The 8,287-nt window shown below is 40.6% G+C and carries 10 protein-coding genes; all 10 read left to right on the top strand.

Going from position 1 to position 8,287, the window contains the following annotated elements:
* The first annotated feature begins 118 nt into the window (after positions 1–118).
* Entirely contained in the window at positions 119–478 is a 360-nt protein-coding gene (locus ADM33_RS06430; RefSeq protein WP_045763427.1) for a YbaN family protein, read from the top strand.
* Positions 479–571: 93 nt separating this feature from the next.
* Positions 572–1,204, top strand: a complete 633-nt coding sequence (locus ADM33_RS06425) for a copper homeostasis protein CutC (protein WP_049503877.1) — start codon at positions 572–574, stop codon at positions 1,202–1,204.
* A 43-nt stretch (positions 1,205–1,247) separates the two neighbouring features.
* Positions 1,248–1,904, top strand: a complete 657-nt coding sequence (locus ADM33_RS06420) for an MmcQ/YjbR family DNA-binding protein (RefSeq protein WP_049503876.1) — start codon at positions 1,248–1,250, stop codon at positions 1,902–1,904.
* Positions 1,905–2,218: 314 nt separating this feature from the next.
* A complete protein-coding gene (locus ADM33_RS06415) occupies positions 2,219–3,781 on the top strand; it encodes a 2-isopropylmalate synthase (RefSeq protein WP_049503874.1) in 1,563 nt (520 codons plus the stop codon).
* A gap of 11 nt (positions 3,782–3,792) precedes the next feature.
* Positions 3,793–4,830, top strand: a complete 1,038-nt coding sequence (leuB, locus tag ADM33_RS06410) for a 3-isopropylmalate dehydrogenase (RefSeq protein ID WP_049503872.1) — start codon at positions 3,793–3,795, stop codon at positions 4,828–4,830.
* Positions 4,827–5,096: a DUF1294 domain-containing protein gene (locus ADM33_RS06405; RefSeq protein WP_049503870.1), complete on the top strand. Its 270-nt coding sequence runs from the start codon at positions 4,827–4,829 to the stop codon at positions 5,094–5,096. The genes leuB and ADM33_RS06405 overlap by 4 nt, the downstream gene beginning before the upstream one ends.
* Positions 5,097–5,099: 3 nt before the next feature.
* A complete protein-coding gene (gene leuC, locus ADM33_RS06400) occupies positions 5,100–6,482 on the top strand; it encodes a 3-isopropylmalate dehydratase large subunit (protein WP_049503869.1) in 1,383 nt (460 codons plus the stop codon).
* A 9-nt stretch (positions 6,483–6,491) separates the two neighbouring features.
* A complete protein-coding gene (gene leuD, locus ADM33_RS06395) occupies positions 6,492–7,085 on the top strand; it encodes a 3-isopropylmalate dehydratase small subunit (RefSeq protein ID WP_049503867.1) in 594 nt (197 codons plus the stop codon).
* A 27-nt stretch (positions 7,086–7,112) separates the two neighbouring features.
* Entirely contained in the window at positions 7,113–7,892 is a 780-nt protein-coding gene (locus tag ADM33_RS06390) for an L-threonylcarbamoyladenylate synthase (protein WP_049503865.1), read from the top strand.
* Between the two features lie 154 nt (positions 7,893–8,046).
* On the top strand, positions 8,047–8,287 hold a 241-nt coding region (locus ADM33_RS06385), incomplete at its 3' end, for a hypothetical protein (RefSeq protein ID WP_049503863.1).

The raw sequence follows: 8,287 nt of genomic DNA, 5'->3' as shown, positions 1-8,287 counted from the left end.
GCTCAAAGCACTGCTTTGAGGTTGTAGATAGAACTGACGAAGTCAGTAACATATATACGGTAAGGCGACGCTGACGTGGTTTGAAGAGATTTTCGAAGAGTATTAACTAGGAGAAGTTATGCGTATTATCTATCTAATTATTGGTTTTTTATCACTGGCCTTGGCTATTGTTGGAGTTGTCTTGCCCTTGTTGCCCACGACTCCTTTTCTTTTGTTGTCTATTGCTTGTTTTTCGAGAAGTTCCAAGCGTTTTGAAGATTGGCTTTATCATACCAAACTTTATCAGACTTACGTGGCGGACTTTCGTGAGACCAAGTCTATTGCGCGTGAACGTAAGAAAAAGATTATTGTATCAATTTATATCTTGATGGGAATTTCCATTTATTTTGCGCCTCTTTTACCAGTCAAAATCGGTTTGGGATGTTTAACCATCTTTATCACCTACTATCTTTTTAAGGTGATTCCTGATAAAGAATAGCTTTAATAAGTAACGATTTTCCTTGATAAAAACAAAAACATATTCGAAATAGTATGATATAATAAATTTAAAGTAATCTTCAAGGAGAATCAAATGATTTACGAATTTTGTGCTGAAAATGTAACCTTGCTTGAAAAAGCTATGCAGGCAGGAGCTCGTCGCATCGAGCTTTGTGACAATCTAGCAGTTGGTGGAACAACTCCAAGCTACGGAGTAACCAAGGCAGCTGTGGAACTGGCTGCCGACTACGATACGACCATTATGACTATGATTCGACCACGTGGTGGTGATTTTGTCTACAATGATTTAGAAATTGCCATCATGCTCGAGGATATTCGTCTAACTGCTCAAGCAGGAAGCCAGGGGGTTGTCTTTGGTGTCTTAACAGCTGATAAGAAGTTAGACAAGGCCAATCTTGAAAAATTGATTGCTGCATCTAAAGGTATGGAAATTGTCTTTCACATGGCCTTTGATGAATTGAGCGACCAAGACCAGTTGGAAGCCATTGATTGGCTCAGCCAAGCTGGAGTAACACGCATCCTGACTCGTGCTGGTGTATCTGGCGATTCTCTAGAGAAACGTTTTGCTCACTATCATAGAATTCTAGAACACGCTGCAGGAAAAATTGAAATTTTACCTGGTGGGGGGATTGACATGGACAACCGTCAAACCTTTATTGACCAACTGGGCGTGACACAATTACATGGAACTAAGGTTGTCTTTTAAAAAATAGAAAGGAACTGCTAGCTTTTGGTAGCAGTTTTCGCTTATGTTTGAAATTTTTAAGGCCTATCAGTTTAATAGTAAAAAGGCTAAAGAGTATGGATTTATAGAAAATCAAGGTGTATGGACCTATAGTTTGACTATCTTGAAGGGTGATTTTCTTATGAAGATTACAGTTGAGGATAGTGATTTAACTTTTCAGGTTTTTGATCAGGAAACTGGCGAACTCTATCCTCAAGTCCACATGGAAAGCATGAGAGGAACTTTTGTCGGAAGCGTTCGAGAGGCATGTCTAGAGGAACTTTTTGATATTAGAAAGGCCTGTTTTGAGGTACAGAAATTTCTCTGTCCACAGACCAAGAGAATCATGGCGCTTGTTCAAGAAAAGTATGGCAATCAGCTGGAATATCCATGGGAGAAATCACCTGATACGGCGGTTTTGCGCCATGAAGATAATCAGAAGTGGTATGCTATTTTAATGAGAATTCCTTGGGATAGGCTAGATAAGGGGAGAGATGGGCTAGTGGAAGCAGTCAACCTCAAACACGACCAAGTAGCTGACTTGCTTTCACAAAACGGGATTTATCCAGCCTTTCATATGAATAAACGCTATTGGATTAGTCTTCCACTTGATGACACTCTAACTGACGAAAAGGTCCTTGAATTATTTGAGAGAAGTTGGTTTTTGACTTCTAAGAAATAAATAAACATATTTGAGTTTTCAAATACTTTCAATTCGCAAAATATTCTTTATTGAAGAAATTTTCAGAAAATATTGGATTTTTTCTTGACAAGTGATTTTTCCTATGCTAGAATACTAAACAAGACATCAAACAAAGGAGAAAGCCAAACATGAAAACAGCTAAGTTTAATCAATTTGCTTTGTTGTTGAGGTACTCGGACTAGTGCAAAAGCATTAGTCCTGTTTGGCTTACCAAGCGGGAGTAAATCAACATCTCGCTTGGAACTCCGAGCGAGATGTTTTTTCTATATCGAAAATGTGAAGGGAGAATTCTCATGCGTGTAGTTGAGTTTTTAGATACCAGTCTCCGAGATGGTGAGCAGACACCAGGTGTAAATCTTTCAATAAAGGAAAAGGTTGCTATAGCAAAACAGCTAGAGAAATGGGGAATTTCAGCAATCGAAGCTGGTTTTCCAGCTGCTAGTCCAGATTCATTTACAGCTGTTCAAGAAATTGCTAAGGCTATGAAAAAAACAGCCGTGACAGGCTTAGCTCGTTCTGTTAAATCAGACATTGATGCTTGTTATGAAGCACTCAAGGATGCTAAGTATCCACAAATACATGTCTTTATAGCAACAAGTCCTATTCATCGGAAGTATAAGCTCAATAAGAGTAAGGAAGAGATATTGGAGTCTATTAAAGAACATGTTTCCTATGCACGAAGTAAGTTTGAAGTAGTAGAATTCTCTCCAGAAGATGCGACTAGAACTGAGCTGGACTTTCTCCTACAAGTCGTTCAAACTGCGGTTGATGCGGGTGCGACTTATATCAATATTCCTGATACAGTAGGTTTTACAACTCCAGAAGAATACGGAAGTATCTTTAAATATCTGATTGACAATGTCCAAACAGACCGTCAGATTATCTATTCTCCTCACTGTCATGATGACCTCGGAATGGCAGTAGCAAACAGCCTCGCTGCTGTTAAGAATGGTGCAGGACGTGTTGAGGGAACCATTAACGGAATCGGCGAACGAGCTGGAAATGCTGCTTTAGAAGAAATAGCAGTAGCTCTCAATATTCGCCAAGAATATTACCAAGCAGAGACAAGTATCGTCTTAAACGAAACCATCAATACTTCTGAAATGGTCTCTCGCTTTTCAGGGATTCCAGTTCCCAAAAATAAGGCAGTTGTCGGCGGAAATGCCTTCTCTCATGAATCAGGTATTCACCAGGATGGCATTCTTAAAAATCCTCTTACTTATGAAATCATCACACCTGAATTGGTTGGTGTCAAAAGTAACAGTCTTCCGCTCGGTAAATTGTCTGGTCGTCATGCCTTTGTAGAAAAACTGAGAGATTTAGCCCTAGATTTTACAGACGAAGACATCAAACCACTTTTTGCTAAGTTCAAGGCCTTGGCAGATAAGAAACAAGAAGTCACAGACGCGGATATTCGTGCTCTGGTAGCTGGAAGCATGGTTGAAAATCCAGAAGGTTTCCACTTTGATGATTTACAACTTCAAACTCATGCGGAAAATGAAATTGAAGCAACTGTCAGATTGGCTAATTTGGATGGTGAGAAAGTCGACTTTAATGCAACTGGACAAGGTTCTGTTGAAGCTATCTTTAACGCTGTTGATAAGTTCTTCAACCAATCTGTTCGCTTGGTGTCCTACACTATTGATGCGGTAACGGATGGTATAGACGCTCAGGCAAGAGTCTTAGTCACTGTTGAAAACAAAGATACAGAAACCATCTTTAACGCAGCCGGACTTGATTTCGATGTTTTGAAGGCTTCAGCTATTGCCTACATCAATGCTAATACTTTTGTTCAAAAAGAGAATACCGGAGAGATAGGTCCAAATGTTTCCTATCGCGACATGCCTAGTCTTTAAAGGAGAATACCATGACAAAGAAAATTGTTGCCCTAGCAGGTGATGGGATTGGACCTGAAATCATGGAAGCTGGGTTAGAAGTTCTGGAGGCTTTAGCCAAAAAAACAGGCTTTGACTATGAGATAGATAGAAGACCTTTTGGAGGTGCAGGTATTGATGTTACAGGACACCCCTTACCAGACGAAACGCTCAAGGCTGCTAGAGAAGCGGACGCTATCCTCCTTGCTGCAATAGGTAGTCCTCAGTATGATAATGATACAGTTCGACCCGAACAAGGGCTTTTGGCACTCCGCAAGGAACTTAATCTTTATGCCAATATTCGTCCAGTTAAAATTTTTGATAGCCTTAAGCACTTATCGCCTCTCAAACCTGAACGAATTGCTGGTGTTGACTTTGTTGTAGTACGTGAGTTGACAGGTGGGATTTACTTTGGTGATCATATCCTTGAAGACCGAAAAGCGCGTGATATCAACGACTATAGCTATGAGGAAGTAGAACGGATTATTCGTAAGGCTTTTGAAATCGCAAGAAGTCGGAGAAAAATCCTTACCAGTATTGATAAGCAAAATGTGTTAGCAACATCAAAACTTTGGCGAAGAGTGGCTGAGGAAGTAGCAAAAGATTATCCCGATGTAACTTTGGAGCACCAGCTAGTCGACTCAGCTGCCATGCTCATGATTACCAATCCAGCTAAGTTCGATGTTATTGTTACAGAGAATCTTTTCGGAGATATTCTCTCAGACGAATCAAGTGTTCTATCTGGTACACTTGGGGTTATGCCATCAGCCAGTCACTCTGAGAATGGACCGAGTCTCTATGAACCCATTCATGGTTCAGCGCCTGATATAGCAGGCCTAGGAATCGCCAATCCTATTTCTATGATTTTATCAGTTGCTATGATGTTGCGTGATAGTTTTGGACGATATGAAGATGCTAAGCGTATCGAAGATGCAGTTGAACAAACTTTAGCTGCAGGAATTTTAACGAGAGATATAGGAGGAGAGGCTTCGACCAAGGAAATGACGGAAGCCATCATTGAAAGATTATGAAACTAAACGAAGAAATTACTTTTGCTATTTTGATTTGGAATCTATTGGTATTTATGATTTATGGTATTGACAAATCCAAAGCAAGAAAAGGTGCTTGGCGCATCCCTGAAAAATATTTATTATCATTTGCATTCTTTCTTGGTGGATTTGGTGCTTGGTTGGCAGGTGTTACCTTTCATCACAAGACTAGAAAATGGTATTTTAAAACGGTTTGGTTCCTAGGAATAGTGACTACACTAGTAACTTTGTATTTGATATGGAGATAATGGATGGCAGAAAAATCAATTTTTGATAAATTATGGGACCTCCATGTGATTACAGGAGAAGAGGGACAACCTCAACTCATGTATGTGGATCAACACTATATTCACGAGGTGACCAGTCCTCAAGCTTTTCAAGGATTACGGGATGCAGGACGTAGATTGAGACGACCGGATTTGACATTTGGTACCTTTGACCACAATGTCCCGACGGTCAATATATATGATATTCGAGATGTAATATCCAAAGCACAGATTGATAAGTTAGCTGAAAATGTTGAGGAGTTTGGAATTGAACATGCTGCCCACGGTTCAGAAAAGCAAGGTATCGTTCATATGGTTGGACCTGAAACAGGAAGAACACAACCTGGGAAATTTATTGTCTGTGGTGATAGCCATACTGCAACTCACGGAGCTTTTGGAGCGATCGCCTTCGGTATTGGAACCAGTGAGGTCGAACATGTCTTTGCAACCCAAACCATTTGGCAGGTTAAACCCAAAAAAATGTTGGTGGAATTCACAGGAGTTCCTCAAAAAGGGGTTTATGCCAAAGATTTCATTCTAGCCTTAATTGCCAAATACGATGTTGCTTGTGGTGTTGGCTACGTGGTGGAGTATCGAGGTCAGGCCATTGATGCACTTAGTATGGAAGAACGAATGACTATCTGCAATATGTCTATCGAGTTTGGCTCTAAGATGGGAATTATGAATCCAGATCAGAGGACTTATGATTATTTGAAGGGTCGAGAGTGTGTTCCCAAGGACTTTGATGAAGCAGTAGCTGATTGGAAAAGACTGGTTAGTGATGAAGATGCCGTTTATGATAAGGTTATTCGTTTGGATGTCTCAGAATTGGCTCCTATGGTGACTTGGGGTACTAATCCCGCGATGGGTGTTGACTTTGATTCTAGTTTCCCAGAAATTAAGGATATGAATGATGAACGAGCCTATCATTACATGGATTTGCAACCAGGTCAAAAACCAGCAGATATCCAACTAGGCTATGTCTTTATTGGTTCTTGTACCAACGCTAGACTTAGTGATTTGCAACTGGCAGCTCGATTTGTAGAAGGGAAGAAGATCGCACCAAATTTGACGGCTATCGTGGTACCTGGTTCTCGACCTGTCAAGCGAGCTGCTGAGAAGTTAGGTTTGGACAAGGTATTCCTAGATGCTGGCTTCGAATGGAGAGATCCAGGGTGTTCTATGTGTCTAGGAATGAATCCTGATAAAGTACCAGATGGTGTTCATTGTGCCTCAACTAGCAATCGTAACTTTGAGGATCGGCAGGGCTTTGGTGCTAAAACCCATCTTTGCAGTCCAGCCATGGCAGCTGCGGCAGCTATCGCAGGACGTTTCGTAGATGTACGGCAAATGCCAGAAGCTCAGTAAGGAGAGGATATGGAGGAATTTACAGTTTATACGGGAACGACCGTTCCTCTCATGAATGACAATATCGATACCGACCAAATTCTTCCCAAACAGTTTCTGAAGTTGATTGACAAGAAAGGTTTTGGCAAATACCTCATGTATGCTTGGCGTTATCTGGACGATAACTACACTGAGGATCCAGACTTTGTCTTTAACCGACCTGAATATCGAAAAGCTAGTATTCTCATCTCAGGGGATAACTTTGGCGCAGGGTCTTCCAGAGAACACGCAGCTTGGGCTCTAGCCGACTATGGTTTTAAGGTCGTGATTGCAGGATCTTTCGGGGACATTCATTACAATAATGAACTCAATAATGGCATGTTGCCCATTGTCCAGCCCAGAGAGGTTAGAGAGAAACTAGCCCGATTGAAACCAAGCGACCAAGTAACTGTGGACTTGGAACAACAAAAAATCATCTCACCAGTTGGAGAATTCAATTTCGACATCGATAGCGAATGGAAACACAAGCTCTTAAATGGTTTGGATGATATCGGTATTACCATGCAATACGAAGATTTGATTGCTGCTTATGAAAAACAACGTCCAGCCTACTGGCAGGATTAGAATAAATATAGAAAAGGAAATAAAACTATGACAAAACACATTCAATGGAACGGAACACTTTCACAAGAAGGCTATGACATTTTAAAAGGTGAGGGCGGATGTATCGTTTGTCCTACTAAAGTCGGTTACATCATCATGACTAGTGACAAGGCTGGACTTGAGCGTAAGTTTGAAGCCAAAGAACGTAACCGTAACAAACCAGGTGTTGTCCTCTGTGGTAGCATGGACGAGCTACACGCTTTAGCACAGCTAAATCCTGAAATCGAAGCCTTCTATCAAAAACATTGGGACAAAGATATTCTCCTCGGTTGTATCCTTCCTTGGAAACCAGAAGCCTTTGAAAAATTGAAAGCATACGGTGATGGACGTGAAGAACTCATGACTGACGTTCGTGGAACGAGCTGTTTTGTCATCAAGTTTGGTAAAGCTGGTGAACAGTTGGCTGCTAAACTTTGGGAAGAAGGCAAGATGGTCTACGCTTCATCCGCAAACCCATCTGGAAAAGGAAATCGTGGTAAGGTGGAAGGAATCGGTCAACGTATCGAAGGAGCTGTGGATCTTGTCATAGAAGCTGACGACTACGTAGCTTCAATCCAGCCAGACAAAACAGTTGAAACTCGCTACGAGCAAGGTGTGATGGTGTCTATGGTTGATAAAGACGGCAAGCTTATCCCAGAACAAGGAGGAGCACGCTCAACTTCACCAGCACCAGTTGTGATCCGTAAAGGACTTGACATTGATAAAATCATGATGCATCTGTCAGACACCTTTAACTCATGGGACTACCGTCAAGGGGAGTATTATTAATATTGAAAAGAAGTCTAGTGTTAAGAGACATTGAAACTCCTAACGCTGGGCTTTTTCTTTAGAAATTCTTTTCATTTCCCATAGGATATGATATTCTATATATGAAATATATATAGTTTTTTATTCGAACATTATTATAAAAGGAGTAAGATTGATGCTAAAAAGCAAAGTCAGTTTGGAAGATTTTTATGCTTGGTACCAAGAAAATAAAATAAGATTAAGAGAAGATGCATCTAAATATAGTATTTACAATGAACAATTACGTGAAGAATTTCTTAAAGAGTGGCCACTTGATAGAATTTTAACACTATCTATCGATGAATACGTCATTGGGAAAGGAGCTCAAAGTAATTCTTTTTGCTACGGTCTTGAGAGGGGGAAATACAAATCTTTAT

The organism is Streptococcus oralis (genome assembly GCF_001075875.1).
Taxonomy (GTDB): Bacteria; Bacillota; Bacilli; order Lactobacillales; family Streptococcaceae; genus Streptococcus; species Streptococcus oralis_I.
The sequence above is the reverse complement of the archived record's forward strand: the minus strand, read 5'-3'. Positions and strand labels throughout refer to the sequence as shown.